The 21,018-nt window shown below is 45.3% G+C and carries 11 protein-coding genes and 1 pseudogene; 6 read left to right on the top strand and 6 right to left on the bottom strand.

All coding sequences use genetic code 11. The features are described 5' to 3' along the window. Positions 1-45: 45 nt before the first annotated feature. The 3 genes from rocF to RBH91_RS02355 all read right to left on the bottom strand — a co-directional run bounded on the left by rocF (position 46) and on the right by RBH91_RS02355 (position 3,753). The gene (rocF, locus tag RBH91_RS02365) at positions 46-939 is read right to left on the bottom strand and encodes an arginase (RefSeq protein ID WP_307893340.1); all 894 of its coding nucleotides are present in this window, start codon (positions 937-939) and stop codon (positions 46-48) included. After that, a complete protein-coding gene (locus tag RBH91_RS02360; RefSeq protein WP_076758273.1) occupies positions 932-2,377 on the bottom strand; it encodes an amino acid permease in 1,446 nt (481 codons plus the stop codon). Before RBH91_RS02360 ends, rocF begins: the two co-directional genes overlap by 8 nt. 173 nt (positions 2,378-2,550) lie before the next feature. Beyond that, a complete protein-coding gene (locus tag RBH91_RS02355) occupies positions 2,551-3,753 on the bottom strand; it encodes an ornithine--oxo-acid transaminase (protein ID WP_307893339.1) in 1,203 nt (400 codons plus the stop codon). 240 nt (positions 3,754-3,993) lie between these two features. Between RBH91_RS02355 and RBH91_RS02350 the strand changes: the two genes are divergently transcribed. The 4 genes from RBH91_RS02350 to RBH91_RS02335 all read left to right on the top strand — a co-directional run bounded on the left by RBH91_RS02350 (position 3,994) and on the right by RBH91_RS02335 (position 7,790). Then, positions 3,994-5,409, top strand: coding sequence for a sigma-54 interaction domain-containing protein (locus RBH91_RS02350; protein WP_307893338.1), 1,416 nt, complete (start codon positions 3,994-3,996; stop codon positions 5,407-5,409). A 122-nt stretch (positions 5,410-5,531) separates the two neighbouring features. After that, positions 5,532-6,341, top strand: a complete 810-nt coding sequence (gene tcyA, locus RBH91_RS02345; protein WP_307893337.1) for a cystine ABC transporter substrate-binding lipoprotein TcyA — start codon at positions 5,532-5,534, stop codon at positions 6,339-6,341. Next, entirely contained in the window at positions 6,328-7,032 is a 705-nt protein-coding gene (locus tag RBH91_RS02340) for an amino acid ABC transporter permease (RefSeq protein ID WP_307894627.1), read from the top strand. Before tcyA ends, RBH91_RS02340 begins: the two co-directional genes overlap by 14 nt. Before the next feature lie 14 nt (positions 7,033-7,046). Then, positions 7,047-7,790 carry an amino acid ABC transporter ATP-binding protein gene (locus RBH91_RS02335; RefSeq protein ID WP_307893336.1) on the top strand — a complete coding sequence of 248 codons (744 nt, stop codon included), beginning with the start codon at positions 7,047-7,049 and terminating at the stop codon, positions 7,788-7,790. Positions 7,791-7,831: 41 nt separating this feature from the next. Here the strand turns inward: RBH91_RS02335 and RBH91_RS02330 are convergent, their stop codons facing one another. Both RBH91_RS02330 and RBH91_RS02325 read right to left on the bottom strand, forming a co-directional pair. Beyond that, entirely contained in the window at positions 7,832-9,553 is a 1,722-nt protein-coding gene (locus RBH91_RS02330; RefSeq protein WP_307893335.1) for a methyl-accepting chemotaxis protein, read from the bottom strand. A 15-nt stretch (positions 9,554-9,568) separates the two neighbouring features. After that, positions 9,569-11,230: a pyridoxal phosphate-dependent decarboxylase family protein gene (locus tag RBH91_RS02325; protein ID WP_307893334.1), complete on the bottom strand. Its 1,662-nt coding sequence runs from the start codon at positions 11,228-11,230 to the stop codon at positions 9,569-9,571. Positions 11,231-11,651: 421 nt separating this feature from the next. Here RBH91_RS02325 and RBH91_RS02320 point away from each other — a divergent pair. Together RBH91_RS02320 and RBH91_RS02315 are read left to right on the top strand one after the other, a co-directional pair. Beyond that, positions 11,652-11,780 (top strand): annotated as a pseudogene (locus RBH91_RS02320) (hypothetical protein); the annotation flags it as partial. Positions 11,781-12,036: 256 nt separating this feature from the next. Beyond that, complete coding sequence (locus RBH91_RS02315) at positions 12,037-13,278, top strand: cytochrome P450 family protein (protein WP_307893333.1); 1,242 nt, start codon at positions 12,037-12,039, stop codon at positions 13,276-13,278. Positions 13,279-13,327: 49 nt separating this feature from the next. Here RBH91_RS02315 and RBH91_RS02310 read toward each other — a convergent pair whose 3' ends face one another. Further along, on the bottom strand, positions 13,328-21,013 hold the full coding sequence (locus tag RBH91_RS02310) for a beta-ketoacyl synthase N-terminal-like domain-containing protein (RefSeq protein ID WP_307893332.1): 7,686 nt from the start codon (positions 21,011-21,013) through the stop codon (positions 13,328-13,330). Positions 21,014-21,018: the final 5 nt, after the last annotated feature.

Raw genomic sequence — 21,018 nt, 5'->3', positions numbered from 1 at the left:
AAAAAAAAGAAGAGCATCTCACAGATGCCCTTCCCTTTGCATGCTTTACAGCAGCTTTTTGCCTAACAGCGATTCGATCAATTCGACGGCCGCCTCACCGGTTTTATTTTTATGGTCCAATATTGGATTCACTTCGACAAACTCGGCCGATGTAATGATGTCGGCGTCATAGAGCATCTCCATCGCTAAATGGCTTTCCCTGTAGCTGATGCCTCCGACGACAGGCGTGCCGACTCCGGGAGCATCGCTTGGGTCAAGACCGTCGAGGTCAAGGCTTAAATGAATTCCGTCACAGTTTGCCGACAGATACTCGATCGTGTCCTCTATCACCTTCGTCATGCCTAAGCGGTCAATTTCATGCATCGTATAGACTTTCATCCCTGTTTCGCGGATATATTTCCGCTCCCCTTCATCAAGAGAACGCGCACCGATGATCACGACGTGCTCCGGTTTGATTTTTGGCGCATATCCGTGAAGCCTGACAAGCTTTTCATCGCCGACTCCGAGGCTCACTGCCAGCGGCATGCCGTGGATATTGCCTGACGGCGACGTTTCCAGCGTATTTAAATCTCCGTGGGCGTCATACCAGATCACACCGAGCTGTTGATAATGTTTGGCGACACCCGCCAACGTCCCGATGGCAATGCTGTGGTCCCCGCCTAAAACGAGGGGAAAGCGGCGATGTTCGATGACATTGTCAACAATGTCGGCTAATTTTTGATTCCCTTCCAAAACAGAGACTAAATTTTTCAATCCTTCATCACCTTTAGGCTGGTCGCGGTTAATCGGCACATCGCCGAGGTCTTTGACATCATATCCCAGTTCAGACAAGCGCTCCACGACATGGGCGTAGCGGATGGCGCTCGGCCCCATATCAACTCCGCGCCTTGCCTGTCCCAAATCCATCGGCATTCCAATCAGTGAAACATGTTTATTCATCAACAGCCACCTCATCATTCGTTTTAGTTTGATAGATCATTTCTTCCTGATGTTCAGCAGCCTGGCGTTTTTTCACAAAAAGGTGATATACACAGTAGCAGGCCGACATGAACAAAATCCCGCAATACAAAGCCATCCGCTGCTCTGAATCAAAGGCAAGGCTCACAAGGACGACGCTGTTTAAAATAAAACCCGCCAGCGGTAAAAAAGGATATAAAGGGGTTTTAAATTTCAAATCCTCAACTTTTCCGCCTTCTTTTACATATTGTCTGCGGAACAACAGCTGTGATACCGTAATCGTGATCCAGCCGATTTGCGCGCTCAATCCGGCAAGCGACAGAAGCCAGATGTACAGCGTTTCTGCGGCGACTACGCTTGATATGAGAGACAAGCCCGCAAAGCCGAGGGTGATCCAAAGCGCATTCATCGGGATGCCTCTTTTGTTGACCTTTCTTAAAGCTGAAGCAGCCATCCCTTCATTCGCCAAGGAATATAGCATCCTCGTCGATGCGTACAAACCCGAGTTCGCCACCGACAATAAAGCGATTAAAATGACAAAGTTCATCAAATCTGCGGCGTATGGAATGCCAATCTGTTCGAATACGACAACGAAGGGACTTTCAACAACCCCTGCTTTTTCCCAGGGGATCAATCCCGCCAGCACAAATACAGACAGGCCGAAAAACACCAATGTCCGCCATACCGTTTGTTTGATGGAGCGCGGCACCGTTTTTTCCGGATTCTCGCTTTCTCCCGCCGCTATCCCGATCAGCTCTGTTCCCTGAAAGGCAAAGTTGACGGTGATCATCGTAATAAAGATGGCTCCGAAGCCGTTTGGAAAAATACCGTCCCCAATCAGATTGGAGAAGAACGGTGCAGCCTGTCCGCCTTCCATGTCGATCAGGCCAAACATCGCACCGCCTCCGAGAATAATGAAAAGAAGGATGACAATGATCTTAATCCCGGACAGCCAAAATTCCGATTCCCCGAAGGCCTTTGCAGAGAGGGCATTGAGCGAAAAAAGCAGGACTCCGAAAATCAAACACCATATCCAGACGCCGACATCCGGAAACCACCTTTTCATCAGCTGCCCAGCCGATAGAAACTCCAATGCGACCGTAACCGACCAGCCAAGCCAGTAGATCCATCCGACGGCAAAGCCTGTGGCAGGACCGATAAATTTTGTCGCGTATGTCTGAAAAGAGCCTGAAACAGGCATTGCCACCGCAAGCTCGCCAAGGCACAGCATTGTAAAATACATGATCATTCCGCCTGCTAAATAGGAAAGAATCGCCCCGATCGGCCCCGCTTCATTAATTGTATAGCCTGTTCCCAAGAAAAAGCCCGTCCCAATGACGCCTCCAAGCGAGATCATAAATAAATGCCGTGATGTCATTGTTCTTTTCAATGTATATTGTTCTCTGTTTTCGTGATTCATACCGCTACACCCCTTCCGCTAGATTTCTCCCTGTTTTCCAGATCCCCTTCATTCGAAATACCTATTTTTTAAATCTTCTGAATAATTTCCTTATATTTCAATTTACGACAAACTTCGCATACACGCGAAAAAAACAGGCTGAACAACCCCTTTATTGTTCAGCCGTTCTCAGGTTACTTCGACAAAACTCGGGTAATCTTTTCAATGGCCCAATCTAGATCCTCTTTTGAAATGACCAGAGGAGGAGCGAAGCGAATCACCGTCTCATGCGTTTCTTTGCAGAGCAGCCCTTCTTCTTTTAAACGTTCGCAATACGGACGCGCCGCCTCAGTTAGTTCAACCCCGATGAACAGGCCTCTTCCGCGGACTTCTTTCATTTTAGGGTTGTCGATTTCTGAAAGCTTTTCTTTAAAGTATTCCCCAAGCTCTAAAGAACGTTCTGCAAGATGTTCATCTTCCAACACTTCCAGTGCGGCGATAGATACGGCGCAGGCAAGCGGGTTTCCGCCGAAGGTCGATCCGTGTGAACCCGGATTAAATACACCCAGCACATCCGGGTTTGCCGCGATGCATGATATCGGGAACACACCGCCTCCAAGCGCTTTTCCTAAAATGTACATGTCGGGAACGACTTCCTCCCAATCGCAAGCAAACATCTTGCCTGTGCGCGCAAGTCCTGACTGTATTTCGTCGGCGATAAACAGGACGTTGTTTTCTCTGCAGATTTCAGCCGCCTGCTTTAAAAAGCCTTCCGGCGGAATGACGATGCCCGCTTCGCCTTGAATCGGCTCGAACAAGAAAGCAGCTGTGTTCGGCGTGATCGCTTTTTTCAGCGCTTCCAAATCCCCATAAGAAATCAGCTTGATGCCGGGAAGCATCGGCCCGAAGCCGCGCTTATACTCTTCTTCTGAAGAAAGGGATACGGCCAGCATCGTCCGGCCGTGAAAATTGCCTTCACATGCGATGATTTCCGCCTGGTTGTCTGAGACGCCTATTACATCATAGGCCCAGCGCCGCGCCGCTTTAATTGCTGATTCAACCGCTTCAGCGCCGGTATTCATCGGAAGCACCATATCTTTTCCCGTTAACGATGCAACCTTTTCATAAAAAGGACCCAGCTGGTCATTGTGAAAAGCCCTTGAAGTCAAGGTGATTTTATCGGCCTGGTCTTTCAGCGCCTGAATGATTTTCGGGTGCCTGTGCCCTTGATTCACTGCGGAATAAGCGCTCAGCATATCCATATATCGATTGCCCTCAGGATCTCTTACCCATGCGCCTTCCGCTTCAGAAATCACGATCGGCAGAGGGTGATAGTTATTCGCGCCATAATGTGCGGTTTGATTCATAATTTTCTCGGATTTTGATAAAACCGTCATTCGGATTCCTCCTTCTTGTTTTTGGACATACATGCCAGATGTCGTATTTTGTTTCACTATTTGTTATATGCAAGTATCGTGCCAACACGGAAAACCGCAAATATTCAAAATTTTATTCCTGAAGGACGCAAAAATTTTTGCACTTTTTCTTCAAACATGCAAAAAATGAATGCATATTTTTTTGCACCCGTCATGGATCTTCGCTTAAAATGTAAACAGATAGACAAAGGGGGATGTCACGTGCTTACAAACAATCAATTATTGCAGCTTATTTTTCAAAGGATCATTGATGAAATTGATGTCGGCCTGCATGTCGTCGATGAAAACGGCACATCTGCCGTATATAACAAAAAAATGAGTCAGATTGAGGGGATGGATGTCCAGGATGTGCTCGGCAAAAATCTGCTGGATGTTTTTACGTTTGCCAACCAGCATGACAGCACACTCGTCCAGGCGCTCCAGTATGGAAAAACAAACAAAAACGTCAAGCAGACTTACTTTAATAACAAAGGCCAGGAAATTACGACCGTCAATCATACATTTCCCATTATGGAACATGGGAATATAAAAGGAGCAGTCGAGATTGCCAAAGATGTCACAAAACTTGAACGGCTGATCAGGGAAAATATGAATAAAACCGAAAACACAAAATATACGTTTGACAGCCTGATCGGCGCCAGCCCGGCAATCAAAGAAGTCTCTGAACATGCAAAACGGGCGACCCGAACCTCTTCTTCCATTCTGATTGTAGGAGACACTGGAACCGGAAAAGAGCTGTTTGCCCAAAGCATACATAACGGAAGCCAGCGCTCAACGGGCCCATTCATTTCACAAAACTGCGCAGCCCTCCCGGAAAGTCTGATCGAAGGTCTTTTATTCGGTACGGTAAAAGGTGCGTTCACGGGGGCCGTAGACCGTCCCGGCCTGTTTGAACAAGCTGACGGCGGTACACTGCTCCTTGATGAAATCAATTCGTTGGACTTCAGTTTGCAGGCAAAACTGCTGCGCGCTATTCAAGAAAAAACGATCAGGCGGATCGGCGCTTCAAAGGACACTCCGATCGATGTCAGAATCATCGCAACGATGAACGAAGACCCTGTCGATGCTGTCAGCGCCCAGCGCCTTCGGAAAGATCTGTACTACAGGCTGAGCGTTGTCACCTTGTTCATTCCTCCATTAAAAGAACGAAAAGAAGATATCATGCCGCTTGCAAAGCATTTTATCGACAAATACAACGCTTTGTTCCAAATGGAGGTCAACGGTTTTGAAGATGAAGTCCGCCGATTCCTTCTTTCATATGATTGGCCGGGAAACGTCAGGGAGCTTGAGCATTTGATCGAAGGCGCAATGAATTTGATGTCATATGAAGAAAAAATGGATCTGATGCATCTTCCTTTGCAATACAGGGCGAAAACCGCGGCAAAAGAGCAGCTGCCGGCGCCGCCTGGTTATGATCTGTTTGCCCCGCTCCCTTCCGCCTCAGCCACGCCCTTAAAGGAGCAAATCGAGAATGCTGAAAAATATTATATTCAAAAAACCCTCAAAAAATGCAATGACAATGTCTCACAGGCGGCGAGGCTCTTGGGGATCAGCAGGCAGAGCCTTCAATACCGAATCAAAAAATGGAATATCCGTCTTGATCATGAACATGAATGACCTTCTTCATCACTAAAAACGAATTTCTTGACTCATACTAAAAAAGGTTTATGCTTTACTTTTGGAAGGCCCTTAAGTAAAATCATATCAACTAAATCCAATCAGAAAAGTGGGGAATAAAAATGAAAAGAGCAATATTCGCTGTACTCATGACACTATTGATTGCCGTGACAGCCGCTTGCGGAGCATCGGGCGACAATTCCCAGGATCAAAACACGGGCGGCGAAAAGGATCTTTGGTCTTCAATTAAAGATAAAGGGGTACTGACCGTCGGAACAGAAGGGACATACGAGCCTTTTACCTTTCATGATAAAAAAACGGACAAATTAACAGGATATGACGTCGAAGTCATGAAGGAAGTCGGGAAGCGACTCAACCTAAAAGTTGACTTTAAAGAAACGCAATGGGACAGCATGTTTGCCGGTCTCAACTCAAAGCGTTTTGACGTTGTGGCCAATCAGGTCGGAAAGAAAGACCGTGAAGACAAGTACGATTTTTCCGATTCATATACAACTTCCCAAGCAGTCGTTGTCATAAAAGCGGACAATAACGACATTCAATCTGAAGAGGATGTCAAAGGAAAAACGGCTGCACAGTCATTGACAAGCAACTATAACGATCTGGCGAAAAACGCCGGGGCCAAAATCGAAGGTGTTGAAGGGATGGCTCAGTCATTCCAGCTTATTCAGCAGGGCCGTGTTGATCTTACCTATAATGATAAGCTCGCCGTATTGAACTACTTGAAATCATCAGACAGCAAAAACCTGAAAATCGCTTTTGAAACAGGCGAACCTCAAACGACACATTTCACTTTCCGCAAAGGAAGCGGTGAACTGGTTGAGCAAGTCAACTCCGCGCTGAATGACATGAAAGAGGATGGCACACTGGCTAACATAGCGAAGAAATGGTTTGGTGAAGATGTTTCTAAATAATATACAGGCGGCGGCCATCGGTGCAGCCATCCCGTGGGATCTTGTGCGGGAGTCGTTTTGGCCGATTTTTCTAAGGGGAATCTATTATTCGATTCCCCTTGCCATTCTCTCTTTTATTTTCGGAATGATCATTGCACTGATTACGGCGCTTGCAAGAATGTCCAAATCGCGTATTTTAAAAGCGGTTTTCGGCATTTATGTCTCGGCGATCCGCGGAACGCCTCTGCTCGTTCAGCTGTTTATCATTTTTTACTTGTTTCCGGCGTTCCAAGTCACGCTTGATCCATTTCCAAGCGCTGTCATCGCTTTTTCATTAAATGTCGGCGCCTATGCATCAGAAATTATCCGCGCTTCCATCCTTTCGGTTCCAAAAGGACAATGGGAAGCGGCTTATTCGATCGGAATGACCCAAAAAACGGCGCTTTCCAGAGTCATTCTGCCGCAGGCTGTGCGCGTTTCGATTCCGCCATTATCCAATACATTTATCAGCTTAGTTAAGGACACATCTCTCGCGTCACAGATTTTAGTTGCTGAATTATTCCGTAAAGCTCAGGAAATCGGCGCCAGCAACCTTGACCAAATTTTAATCATATATATGGAAGCCGCATTCATCTATTGGATCATCTGTTTTGTTCTTGCGATCGTTCAGCAGCAGATTGAACGGCGATTAGACCGGTATGTGGCCAAATAAGGAGGGATAAGACTATGCTTTCGATAAAAGGGCTGAACAAATCCTTTGGCGAAAACGAAATCTTAAAAAAAATAGATTTAAACATCGAAAAAGGAAAAGTGATCGCCATTTTGGGGCCTTCCGGGTCTGGAAAAACAACGCTGCTTCGCTGTCTGAATGCACTTGAAATACCAAACCGCGGCATCCTTTCTTTTGACGATTTTACGATCGATTTTTCAAAGAAACATAAACCTGCTGATCTGCTTCGCCTGCGGAGAAAATCGGGAATGGTATTCCAGGCCTATCACCTGTTTCCGCACCGCACTGTGCTTCAAAATGTGATGGAAGGTCCTGTGAAGGTGCAAAAGCGCAATAAAGAGGAAGTCAAAAAAGAAGCCGTCCAGCTGCTGAAAAAAGTCGGACTTGAGGAGAAAATTGATCTTTATCCGTTTCAGCTGTCAGGCGGACAGCAGCAGCGCGTCGGCATTGCCCGGGCGCTGGCGATCAAGCCTGAGCTGATGCTTTTTGACGAGCCTACATCAGCTCTTGATCCCGAACTGGTCGGTGAAGTGCTGAAGGTCATGAAAGACCTTGCAAATGAGGGATGGACGATGGTCGTCGTCACACATGAGGTCAAATTTGCGCAGGATGTCGCTGATGAAGTCGTTTTGATCGACGGCGGCGTCATCGTCGAACAGGGTCCGCCCGATCAAATCTTTTCCGCGCCAAAAGAGGAGCGCACTAAACAGTTTTTAAACCGAATCCTCAATCCGGTTTAAAACAAGGCAGCCTGATCATTTTTGATCAGGCTGCTTGCTTTTTATTCGGCCAATTTAAACTTGGATGCCGCTTGATTTAAATCTTCGGACAGAGAGGACAGCTGCTCAATCGCCGACGCGATTTCCTGCATGCCGGCGCTTTGCTGTTCGGCCGCGGCCGCCACTTCTTCTGAGCCTGCCGCCTGCTCCTCGGTTACGGCGGAAATCTGCTCCATAGCAGAAGAAATGCTTTGATAAGATTTTTCAACTTTTAATAAGGATTGCAGCAATTGATCTGTTCTTTCGGCAAATTGAGAAATTCCTTTAAAAATGCCTGAAAAATTCTCATATGTGCCGTTGATTAAAACCTGCCCTTTGTCAACCGCATCATTGCCCTCCTGAATCCGTTCCATCACTAGACGGCTGCTTTCCTGTGTCCCTGCTACAAGCTGGGAGACGGATAAAGCGGCGTCTGCCGAGCGTTCGGACAGCTTTCTGACTTCTCCCGCCACAACTGCAAAGCCTTGTCCTTCTTCACCGACCCTTGCAGCTTCAATCGAAGCGTTCAGCGCCAGTAAATTCGTCTGTTCGGCTATTGAAGAAATCATTCCGATCACTTTTTCGATTTCTTCTGTGTGATTCTGCATGTCTGCTGCCGCTTGTTTTGATTCTTCCATCACGTTCTTGATCATATGGGTCTGACGCAATGTTTCTTCGACAAGCTCCTGCCCGGTCTTGGAATCTTTGCTGACGCCTTCGGCGACATCCTTCATCTCGTTTACTTTGTCTGTCACGTTGGAAATCTGCTGATCAATTTCAGCAGCCGATGTATGACAATCTGTAACAGATGAGACGACCTCATTGATTCCCTCGCTCATGCTGTTCATGGATTCAGCTACTTGAACCGCACTCTCACTAGATTCAGCCGAGACATTTTTGAGCTGGTGACTCGTTTTGGACACCTCTTGGGATGAATCCGAAATTTGTCCAATCAGCTGTTTTAAATTTTCACTCATCCGCTTAAAGGATTCGGCTAATTTGCCGGCCTCATCACGGCTTTTGACAGAGATTTCGGCTGATAGATCACCGTCCGCAATTTTTTCCGAGGCCTTCATCAACTGCCGGATCGGCTTTGCAATGTAAGTGCCGAGAAAATAGGCCATGATCATTCCAATCAGTATGACAAATACCGCGATTCCGAGCGTGTACCATTTTGCTTTATCGGCTGTGGCCGGAATGACAGAAGCATCCAAATCGATGCCCAAAATCCCCGTCTGTTCACCGGAACTGTCTGTCAGCGGCAGAAAAATCGACTGATGAATCCCGTATTTATCCTCGTACACATCGCTTAACATCACTTTATTTGCAGTTAAAGCTTCTTTCATTTCGGGTGAAAAGCCATATGCGGTGCCGAAATCATCCTCTGTATCGGATAAAACGAGTATTCGTTCTTTGCCTCCCTGATTGGAGAGAACATAAATATTTTCAAGGTTGTTTTTCTTTTTTAATTCATTAACGGTTTTTTTCGTTTCCTGATAAAGCGGGCTGTCAGCTGAGTCCATATCAAGCGCGTTCCCGTCAATTCGGCTGATTTGATTTTCCGCGAGATGAATATCGGTATAAAGCCGGTTTTGAAACTGCTGTTTCAGCTGTTCTGACAAGTCTTTGCTTATGATATTAAAAACGATCGAAAAGCTTGCAATCGTAATAAGGAGAACCAAAGCGACACCGATCATGATTTTGGCTGATATGTGTTCCGTTAGCTTTTTCTTCAATGTTTTCATCGTCTATATCCCCTTTTAATTTGTCATGAGAGAACCGTGCGCCCGGCAGACTTCCTCAATATTCTCTTTTAAATAATCAATAATTCCCGGAATATGCTCAGGCATTGTATAAGGAGAGATGACGAAAAATTTGCTGACGCAGAGCGGAACCTCAATCCCTTCACGTGTTCCCGCAAGCAAATGCTTTTTCGTATCGCCAAAAAACATTTGATCCCTCTTCGCTCCGAGCTTTTCAAATAATTTTTCATTCAGTGCATTGTTTCTTTCCAGCTCTTGAACTGTGCACGCTCCCGAGATTTCATCTGAAAACCTAGGCGCCCCTTCAGGATAAATCCGAAACAGCGTCGACATGCCGGTGTTGTCCGGATTCATAATATCCGCCTGTGGAATGCGACGTGCGAGCTGTTCACGAAAATGCAGATTCACTTCAAGAAACTGGCCGAGCAGTTTTTGGTAGCCTTCACGTCCAAATGCCATGAGCGCGCTGTACATACTGATCGAGCTGGCCATCCGGGAACATTCCAGCGTGTAGCCCGTATGATAGTCGCCATAGCCGCGGTGGCCGACATAAGGCGTTTCATCAGGATCCAGGTCAATCCGTTTCAGATCATGAGCATCCTGAACGAGAAACAGGCTTGTTACATACGGCGTCTGACCGAGCTTCTGAAAATCAAAACAAAGTGAATCGGCTAAATGCAGGTGCTTCATCTTCTCTTGAATCGGCTTGATCATGCTGATGACGGCAGGGCTGAAAGATAAAGCGTTCTCATGAAGATCATACTCATTAAAAAACGCAAAAAATCCGCCCAGCGCAGAATCTGCGTGAATATGGGGAGCCTGCAATCCAAAATCATGAGCCGTTTCCTCGGCGGCGAGCCGGACAGCACTGACATCATCGATTCCGATCGCATCTGTCGTCCCTGTCGTGGCAACGATATAAACAGGAATGCCTCCGCTTTCACACACCTGTCTCAGCTTTCTTCGCAAATCCTCCGTGTCCATGGAATGATCGGAATGAGTTTTGACCTTGATCAGGCGGTCACTCCCGAGCCCAACGGCTTCCATTGACTTATACAAGCTGTAATGAGCCGCTTCAGAACAAAATGCATAGAAGTTTCCGGGCACCCCTTGTTGAAGGGACGAAGGCGCCATTTTGGCAATCGCGATCCGCAGACCGCTGTAGACTGCGCCCTGTCCTCCCCAAGTCGTGTAGCCCCCGCTTTTTTCGGCATCATAACCCGCAAGCTTTGACATCATTGCGGTGACCTTCACTTCCGCCTCTGCTCCGGCAGGACCGTACACATCCCACAGGTTGTTGCCATTGACCATAAAGGCCGTAAGCATTCCTAGGATGCCAGGTATGCTGGCCATAGGGAGAATATTTGTGAAAAAGTATTTTGAGTGGTATGGATGTCCGTGCAAAAGCTTCAACAGCTCTTCATTGACATCTTTCATCGGCTTACCTGAATTGGGAATCCGGCTTTCGGAAACCAATTTTTCATAAAACAAGCCTTCCCTGTTCTTTTCACCGCCAAGATTGACTTGATCGGGGTTTTTCAAATCATCCACTCCTTGAATCAGCTGCCCGATCAGATCCATAAATTCATTTCTTTTCGCTTCATTTCCGTCCTCGCTCGGAAACCATTTCTGTACATCTGATATATTGCTTTGCTGCATGTGTCTCTCTCCTGCCTCGTCTGTTTATATTTCAGAAAAACATTTCATTTGCCATATCGGTATTTATTCCTATATTTTTAGACCTTCCGATAAAAAGTTCATGAAATTGTTGATCTTTTACTTTGGATTGAGCTTGCTTCAGCATTAGAACTCTATAATGGTTCTGATTTGGAAGTGATCAATAATGCGTAAAGAAACTTCTCAATCAAACTTAAAAACAGACCGACTAAAGCTCCATCTGCTTACTTGTAAAACACACTCGTTTAATATAAGAAAAGATCTCCTTCAAGATTATTTAGGGATTAAAGAAAGAGCCAAGAGGTTTTAAAACTGCCTTTATTAATAAAAAAAGGTCTAAAAGAATATCATAGATTCAAAGAACAAGAAAAAGACAAGGCTCCCTCTTCTGGGAGCCCTTTGTGCTTATGAGATCCCTTTACTCGGTGTCATACACATTCATTAAGAAACCAAAGGACTTAAGGTTCTGACAGATCGTGCGGTATATACAATCGATGTTTCAAAACAACTAACAAAAATTGTAATTTCATGAAAACATACAGTCTTGTTAGCGTCTTTTGAGTTCATTCAAAGGCGCTTATTTAATTGACCATTTATACACCAGACAATCCAATTTTTTCATCTGGAAACTATTGAATCACGTCTGAAATAGATATATAGTTTTAGACATAACAGACTGTCGCTGATCTCAAACGATATCTGTTTTTAAGAGGGCGTACAGACATCGCAAAGCTCGATTCTAACTTCTGATCTATCTGAGTTTTAATTATGAGGCGAGGAGAATGCAAATGGAAAAATTGATGTTTCATCCGCATGCTAAAGAATTTAATGAAAATCCCTTTTCAGTTTTGGGCCGTTTTAGAGAGCACGCCCCCATTCATCGATTTGAATTAAATCGGTTTGGAAGTACATATCCGGCATGGTTAATCACCCGTTACGATGATTGTATGGCGTTCCTAAAAGATAATCGAGTTACCAGAGACGTAAAAAACGTGATGAGTAAAGAACAAATTAAAATGTTAAATGTCAGCGAGGATGTCGATTTCGTATCTGATCATATGCTGGCGAAAGACACACCTGATCACACCCGCCTAAGATCATTGGTTCATCAAGCGTTTACCCCCCGCACGATTGAAAATCTGCGCAGCAGCATCGAACAAATTACCGAACGGCTTTTAGATGAAATGGAAAAAGAGAATGAAACGGATATCATGAAATCATTTGCGTCCCCGCTGCCGTTCATTGTGATCTCAGAAATGATGGGAATACCTAAAGAAGATCGTTCACAGTTTCAAGTATGGACCAATGCCATGGTTGATACTTCAGAGAGTAACAGAGAGCTGACCAATCAAGCCCTCAGAGAGTTTAAAAGCTATATCGGGAAGCTGATAGATGAAAGAAGGATATACCCAAAAGACGACTTGATTAGTAAACTTGTGCACGCTGAAGAGGATGGCCAGAAGTTAAACGAAAAAGAGCTTTATTCAATGCTGTTCTTGTTGGTTGTGGCGGGTCTTGAAACGACGGTTAACTTACTCGGATCAGGCACTCTCGCTTTGCTTCAGCACAGGGAAGAATTAGAAAAACTTCAGCAGCATCCCGAAATGATAGACACAGCTGTTGAAGAGCTGCTGCGATACACCTCCCCTGTCGTAATGATGGCGAATCGATGGGCCATCGAGGACTTCACATACAAAGGCCATTCTATCAAAAAAGGAGATATGATTTTTATAGGCATCGGTTCTGCCAACCGTGACCCTGAACGTTTTGAAAATCCAGAAACATTCGATATTACCAGAACACCTAACCGGCATATCTCATTTGGCTTTGGCATCCACTTCTGTTTAGGGGCGCCGCTGGCCAGACTGGAAGGGCAAATTGCGTTTAACGCACTTCTGAAACGATTTCCGAATATCGAACTTGCCATAGCGTCTGAAGAGATGAAATGGAGAAAAAATGCCTTTTTAAGAGGATTAGAAATCCTTCCTGTCTCACTTGCAAAGAACAACTCGCTTTCACACCTCAGCTGATCATGAGAGATAAAAGCCCCCTGCCAGTACAGGGGGCTTTTGTGTTTCTTCACCGCTTCACCAATTCGTCTGCTCTTTCTTCGCCTGTTTCGTGTCTTTTTCGGAAAGCTTTAAGAAAATTCGCGTTTACTACGCCTCTATTTGAATATAGCTTTTCACAAAACTCTAACATGGCTTTGGATGCTTTAGGCTCCGTCAACATCATTAAATGATTGGTAGAATTCACATCTATCAGATGGAATTGAGAAATTTGCCGTTCCCATTCCTCCCAGTAGGCAGTATGATCTAACGGTATTTTTTCATTTGAAATGGTAAAGTAAATGTCCAAGTCACCAAGGAATGACCTGCTTTTATTGCGGAAGTAATAACATTTTACTGCTTCAGGATCAGCAAGCGGCTGCACAGTGTACGCCTCAAATTCATAAGCGTGCTGAGCTTTCACCATTTGTTTAAGTTGTGTCCGTATTTGCTTCTCCGTTTTGTTCAGCCCCCGTTGTCTGGCCAACCCAATCAGTTCTGTTAAAAATACTTCATCCTCCGCGTTTATATTTGCCTCTTCACGGCTGATGAGGACGTGATGAAGCTTTTCCGGCTGGGAAGCCGCTGCCAGCATGGTATTTATTGTTTGCAGCATTGACGTTTTCAAGGAAGGTTCATTCTCTTGATATTCAGTACTGTACGGAGAATCCACCATGACAATGCTTTTGACAACGTCCCCTTGGTTTTGCAGCTGGCGTGTGACTTCATACGCCAGGATTCCGCCCAAGGAATATCCGCCTACATCATAAGGGCCCTCCGGCTGTACGGTTCGAATGATTTCTATATAATAGGAAGCCATTTGTTCAATCCCTTGTAAAGGAGCATGGTTAGTCATAAATCCCTTGGCTTGTATTCCGTAAAAAGGACGCTGGCTTTTACGGGCAAATGGCTGATAGATTTCGACTCCGCCTACTCCTCCATGAAACCAAAACACAGGGCGTCCCTGCTTGCTGTTATTTAACGGTATCAATTCCGGAAACTGTCGGCAGACAGCCTGAACCGGCTGGTCTGATAATGATTTATCCTCTTTTTTTGATATCAAATCCATCATATCATGCACGGTTTGACATGCTTTCAGCTCCGCCAGGCTGATCGAAGGATCAACACTGGATTGCAATTGCTGCAGTAACTGTATACAAAGAATAGAATCAAATCCGTAATCTTGCAAAGGTTTATGAAGACTTAGTTCTTCCGGAGCCATCCCTAATACATCAGATATCAGCCGAATATCGCCGTCTTTCTGAGGAATATGCCGATCACCTGAAAAAGAAGGGGCTATCTCCGGCGATTGAAAACCATTCCAGCATTTTCTTTTTTCAAACGGATAAGAAGGCAATGATATTCTGCGCGCCCCTTTTCCTTGATGGAGCCGCTCCCACGGGATTCGGGCCCCTTTTGTCCAGCAAAAAGCGATCTTTTCAAGATTGTTTTCAGACATCAGCGTCTGCATGACAATCTCTCCCAATGTGCCTTCAAGCAAGGTGCCGATATCTGATAAGCCTTCTTCTGAATTCCCGATAAAGAATGGTACAGTATGTTTCGGCTTATTGTCTTCTGCTTTTAAGTAATCTTCCAATCCAAGCACCAGTTCGTCTTTACTGCGGATCACCAATGCGAGCCGGTCGCTCATCTCCTCGCGTCCGACTTGAAGTGTATAAGCATAATTTTGTAATGATAGTTCTTTTTGCTGTTTTACATAGTCAAGCATTTGCTGCACTGCGGCTCTGAGTCTGTCTTGGTTCTTAGCAGAAAGGACCACTATCTGAGGCTCATTTACGTTTTCGCACACCGCTTCTGGTTGAGAAGGAATATATTCTTCTAAAATGACGTGCGCATTCACTCCTCCAAACCCATAGCTGTTAATACCCGCTCTGCGCGGGGTCCTTCTGCCTGCATCATCGTTTACTTCTTCCCACTGCCGGTTCTTGTCGGTCATTCGGAAACGGCTGCCTTGCAGTGACACCTGATCATTTAAAGACGCAAAACCGGGAATACCGGGTATTGTTTTATGCCGCATCGCCATGCTGACCTTCATGAGAGCGGCCATACCTGAGACAAGTTCACCGTGTCCGATTGTCGGCTTTAAACTGCTGATATAACATGGCATTTCCTCTTGCAATTGCTGTGAGTGCTCCATTTCAAGCTGACTGTAGCCCGATTTCAACGCATCTATTTCAATCGCGTCCGCCAAAGGCGAGGCGATTCCGTGGGCTTCTACATAAGTCACCGTCTTTGGATCGACTTGTGATCCATGATAAGCCTTCAGCATCGCATCCTTCATGCCGACCGGATTAGGCGCGTGCAATGACATACCCTTACCGCCATGCGATACACCTGTCCCTTTTATGACCGAATATATATGATCTGAATCTTCCATTGCTTTTTGTAAAGGTTTAATGATGAGAACCCCTGCACCTTCACTTCTGACAAACCCGTTTGCCTCTGCTTGAAAGGGCTTGGCTTTTCCTTCCGCGCTCAGGTATCCCATTGAATCGAAGCCGATGAAACCTTTTGGTGAGAGCAGCAGATTTACAGCCCCGACAATGGCTTCCTCACATTCGTCGTTTCGAATGGATTGAATAGCTCTGTGCAAAGCGACAAGAGCTGAGGAACAGGCAGCCTCATAATATTCACTCGGCCCTTTTACATTCAGCGCATAGGATATACGGTTTGGAATTAAAGAAGGGATCACAGCTGCATCGGTATTGCCGGCTGCGACAAAAACTCCTGTCGGGCGGCTGGATAAGGCTTGGCCTGTTATACCGGCGTCTTCCATCGCCTTCCACGCATGTGTCAAAAGCAGAAACTCCTGAGGGTCCATTGTCGCCGCTTCTTTCGGTGAAATGCCAAAAAACAGCGGGTCAAACTCACCTATGCCTTCTATAAAACCGCCCCATTGGAGGCTTGACTGCTCCCCTTCAGCTTTTTCGGCATATTCGCGCCAGTCCCATCGTTCTTCCGGCACCTCAGAAATACAGTTCTTTCCGTGAATCACGTTATCCCAATATTCCGTTACATTATTTGCTTTCGGAAACTGTCCCGACATGCCGATAATGGCTATACCGTCTGCCGGATATTCTTTTGTTTCATCCGTCTTTCTTTCATCTGTTTGAATTGGTTTTATTTTGTTTTCTTTTATATCGGGGAATGCCTGCTGTTGATTGGCCCCGCCAAGCAATTGAACAAAGGATCTTTCATGTTTTTCCGCAAAAAAATCGGTCAATTCTTGAACAGTCGGATATTCAAAAAACAAAGTAGGGTTTAATTCGATCTTTGTCTCTGATTCCAGCTCTCTTGTCAATGCAATCAATTGGGAAGAATCGATCCCCAAATCCATGATATGAACTTTTGTCAGAGACAGTTTTGATGGATCGGCCATCTTGTCAGCCAGTTTATCTGTGATATAGCTTCGAATACGGTCTCTTATATCGTACATTTGGACTTCCTGATTCCCCTCTTTTTCCCCTTGATCTGTCAAACGGAATTGCTTTAAAGAGTACCCTGAATAGCGCAGTACCGTCTCTGACGATTCATTGATCACATCTACGTCAAACAACAGCATTTCACCGGTATTCTTAACGAATGTGATCAGAAGCCAGCAATCTTCTCTTATTTTATTTTTTGTGAATTGTATATCGTTGATTCCAAATGGCAAGAAACGGCCCGCTATGTCGAATTGTTCTACGAAACTGAGAATGGCCAAGTAAGCGCTGTTTGTAATCAATGGGCTTATAGTGTAGTGATGCGCATTTGCCATGCCGTTTTGAGACAAACGCACTTTTGCAAGGATCGAGTCATTGCCTCTGTATAGATGAGTAATGGTTTTATACAAGTCTCCCCACTCAGCGCCGCCATCGCCGGTTTGATACATTTGTTCAATATGATCCAGCTCGATTAACGAATGTTTTAATCTTTCGATGTTGACTTTTTTTGTTTCAAAATGACCCTTTTGACATTGTCCGATTGCGGCAGGCTTCCAGGTCTCAGATGCCTGCTCACGATACATGATTTGCAAATCGAGTTCATGATCTTTTTGAAGCGGCTCAGTTTTCAGTTCAATTGTTTGCCCTTGTTTTATGACAACAGGGTTTAGATAACTTAATTTACTGATACGGCCGCTGTTTTCCTCAGGGAACATGTCAAAAAATGCATCAATCACCAGACTTGCGTAGGTTGCACCGACGAGCACCCGTTCGTTGTTGAACACATGGCCTTGAACATAAGGCTCATCGTAATCGAATGAATCTTGGAACAACGGATGATGAGCCGTCTGCTCATCATGTCTTTTCCCATTTTCATCCGGCAGGGCATCAAAATGAAATGCTGTATTATGGTCAAATGCATAGTGAGGCAGATTGATCCAGCCAGATCCTTTCCCTTGATGTATATGGTCAAAATGAATCGAGGCCCCCGCTGCCCATTGCTGCGCTGTTTCATGGGCTAATCCTGCATTCGGAGAAATCGCACCTGATTGTAAATCAAAGGATGTATAGATACCTTGCTGGAGTGAGCTTTCTTTTGATGTTTGGAAAATCTTTAGTTTTTCAATCAATTCTTGCGTCGACGTAACCGTAAAAGCAGCCCTATGTTCTAAGTCGTGGTTGATCCTGTGTAATGAATGTACAACTGCTTCAATAGCAGAAGAAGGGTTCTTTTCTAAAAACACCCGCATTTTTTCAAGATAGCTGAGCAGGCTCCATTTCGTTTTCGCTGAAAAAACGGCCAGACATTCCTGCTGGTGAGACACTGTTTGTTTCTCAGGTGCGGCGCCGATAAATTCTTCTATAATGAGATTCGCATAGGCCCCTCCCGCCCCGAAAGAGTTAATCATGCTTCTTCTGGGCAGATGCTTTCCTGTTTCAGAATCTTTTAACCGATGCCACGGCTCCGTTCGTTTCTGAAGAAAAAATGCTGTGTTTTCCAGGTTAATATTTGGATTGACAGGAGCGGCATTGATCGTCGGCACAAGCGTTCCCTTTTTCATCTGTAACAGAACTTTCGTCAGCTGAGAAATGCCGGAAGCCGCCTCCAAATGTCCAAGATTCGATTTCACAGAGCCTATCGCGCAAAACTGCTTCTTATTTGTGTACTGTTGAAATGCGTTCGTTAATGCGATCACTTCAATCGGGTCGCCTAACGCTGAGCCGTTTGCCGCAGATTCAATATAGCCGATTGTTTCCGGATCAATGCCGGAATGCTGAATCGACTTGGCGATTAATGCAGCTTGCTGCTTCGGATCTGGCGCTGTATACATCTGTCTTCCGCCGCTATGATTGGCAAAACTGCTTTTGATAACGGCATAAATATGATCCTGATCTTCTATCGCCTTAGAGAGCGGTTTTAGCAGGACAGCTCCGACACCTTCACCCGGAATAAGTCCGCTTCCTGTGCCAAAGCTTTTGCTTTGATGTCCGTTTTCCAAAAGATTTGCGCGCTCCAGCGCATCGTACTTGGAGAGATCCAGTGTTAAATTGACACCGCCGGCTATTGCCATCGAACAGCTTTTCAGTTTCAAACTTTCACACGCAAGATGGATTGCGTTTAATGAACTGGAGCATGCGGAACTGACAGCCAGACTCGGTCCTGTCAGATTAAAAAAATGAGAAACGCGATTTGCAATATGCCAGTCTCCTCCATTAGAGCTCAGTACCGCCTGTTCTAATGAAGGGATATTCCAAAAATACTGATTATACATGTTTCCAACAAAGACGCCCACACCCGCTTCGCTGTCTTGCAGTTCATTTAATCGGATTTGGGAATAGCCGCCGTCCTCAAATGTTTCCCAGACGGTTTCTAGAAACAATCGGAGTTCTGGCGTCATTTCCATCACTTGGTTCTGATCCACTTCAAAAAGATGATGATCAAACGCATCTATGTCTTCTAAAAATCCGCCGTAGCGCTTCTTATCTGATGATTGTAAAGGTTCTTTCGATAATGTGTTCAATAAAGATGTCCGCCATCTTGATTGCGGGGCCTCTGTAATACAATTGTCTCCGGCTATTAAATGCTCCCAGAACTCTTCTAAGTGATCAGACATCGGATAACGGCCGCTTATGCCGATAATCGCAATATCCTCTATGCCATGATGATTCGGCGTCGTTGCTTGGGAATTGATTGCCTTTTCCTTTTTCACTGTCCCGGTTTTTTCTTTTGGATTCACCTTTGCCTGCTGAGTTTTGATAGTCTGCTGCTCTCCGGCAAAACGGCGCGTTTCATAAGTAAACGGTTGTGCAGGGCTTTCAGGCTTTGTTTGGACAGGTGCTTCTTTTTTTGCGGGATGTGATTTTTCTTTTAGCAGTGATGTCCGTAGCTTCCCTTCATGCTCCTTTATGAGATAATCGACGAGTTCTTGCGTGTTGCTGTGTTCAAATAAAATCGTTTTCGGAAGCTCACCCGTCAGTTTTTCTAACTCACGAATAAAGTTCACCTGCAAAATAGAATCGATTCCATACTTCTCAAACGTTGTTTCTGCATGTATACGATCCGGTGACAGTTTGATGGATTTTGCTAACGTGTTTTTCACAAATTGTGTCGTTTGTTCAAGGAGAGAATCGTTTTCCTCCTCACCTTTTTCAGCCTTTATTTGTGAATGATGTGTTTCTTGACGGTGATCTTTGATTTCTTCCGTTAAGTGCGCTGTTCTCATTTTTTGGCGGACGATTCCGTCACTTTCAGCTGCGATGATCTGCTGGCCGAGCTGATGTGACTGTTCAGCCATAAAGGAGACATAACGAAATCCCTCACTCTCAAGCACCATTTTCCATGTGTCTGGATATAAACCGGGGCAGCCCGGGATACGCAGATCGGGGTCTTCATACAGCCACCAGCCTTCTAATAGGCCAAATGTCAGGTGTGAATACACATTATGGTCATTAATTTCATTCAGAAGGAGAAGGCCGTTTTTCTTCAACACCGCTTTGGCATTTCGCAATGTCTGCCGGATGTTTTTCGTCGCATGAAGCACATTTGCAGCGACAACCACATCATAGCCGCCCGCTTCTATATGTTGTTCAGCCGCCGACTCTTCCACATTAAATACCTGATACGTCAAATAAGGATTGTCCGGACCGTACGCTTTCTCTGCATGCAGTAAAAACGCTTTAGAGAGATCTGTATAGCAATATTCTTTTATATGTGACTGATAGGCTTTCATTTTTTGAAAAACGGCCGCACTTGTACCGCCGGTTCCCGCTCCGATTTCTAATATACGAACCCTTGCTTCAGGCTCTTGTTTCAGACGTTCTTGCATATAGGCAGCCAAAGTGTCCGCCAGCACATCGTTAAAATAGTCTGCGACTTGATTGTTTTTATAGATTCCTTCTACTAACTCCATAGATGAGTTCGGAAAAAGGATATCGGTGGCAGATGCCTTGCCGGTCAGAATATCCGGCAAGGCTTTGAGTGCGGTCTCCACTAACACCACCATGGCTTTCATGTTACTGTCTTGAAGCAAATCTGCTTTTTTTTCATCCCATTCGTTCCACAATTCATTTATGTCATCTGTTGAGCGGGTTAGAGCGTAGCCATTTTCCGTTTGTTGAAGAAAGCCATGCCGCTCCAAAATCGATAGGCTCTCGTCAAACCATCTGCCATAGAAATTCTGCAACACCGGCTGGGGTTTATTTTCTTTGAAAAATCCTATTGACTGCAATTGTGCTAACAGCATCTTACAGAGAATGTCTTCTGTGTTTCGCATTAGCG

Origin of the sequence: Bacillus swezeyi (assembly GCF_030908325.1) — a bacterium.
Lineage (GTDB): Bacteria > Bacillota > Bacilli > Bacillales > Bacillaceae > Bacillus > Bacillus swezeyi.
The sequence above is the reverse complement of the archived record's forward strand: the minus strand, read 5'-3'. Positions and strand labels throughout refer to the sequence as shown.